Genomic DNA, 659 nt, shown 5'->3' on the forward strand with positions numbered 1-659 from the left:
TTTCTGGCTGGCATAGGCCGAGTCGCCGTACACGCGCCGCTCATTGCCATGCAGCAGATTGGGCAGAGGGTGTTTGTCATGCACGTTGGCCGCCGTCACCACGGCGCTGTGCGCCAGCCCGCTTTGGCTGTCCACGCCAATGTGCAGCTTCATGCCGAAATACCATTGCTGGCCTTTGCGGGTCTGGTGCATATCGGGGTCGCGCGCCTTGTCGGCGTTCTTGGTGGAGCTGGGCGCTGCGATGATCGTGGCATCCACGATGGTGCCGGTGTTGACCTTGAAGCCGCGCTCCTGCAATTGCTGGCCTACCTTGGCAAACAGGGCTTCACCCAGTTTTTGCTCATTGAGCAGTTTGCGAAACTTCAGCAGCGTGGTGGCGTCGGGCACGCGTTCGCGGCCCAGGTCAATCCCCACAAAGCGGCGCAGACTGGCACTGTCATACAGAGCCTCCTCGCACGCCAGATCGGCCAGGTTGAACCAGTGCTGAAGAAAATGGATGCGCAGCATGCGCTCCAACCCAATGGGCGGACGGCCGTTGCCGGCCTTGGGGTAGTGCGGCTCTATCACCTGGCACAGGGCGGCCCAAGGCACTATTGTCTCCATGGTCCGCAAGAACTCTTCACGTCGGGTGGGCTTGCGCGACTGCTCGAATCCGTTGT

Annotated in this window: 1 protein-coding gene; it reads right to left on the minus strand. The window is 61.5% G+C overall.

The features are described 5' to 3' along the window. The coding region (locus DTW89_RS19140; protein ID WP_114657086.1) for an IS5 family transposase at nucleotides 1-659 on the minus strand (659 nt) is incomplete at both ends.

The organism is Acidovorax sp. BoFeN1 (assembly GCF_003345135.1).
Lineage (GTDB): Bacteria > Pseudomonadota > Gammaproteobacteria > Burkholderiales > Burkholderiaceae_C > Acidovorax > Acidovorax defluvii.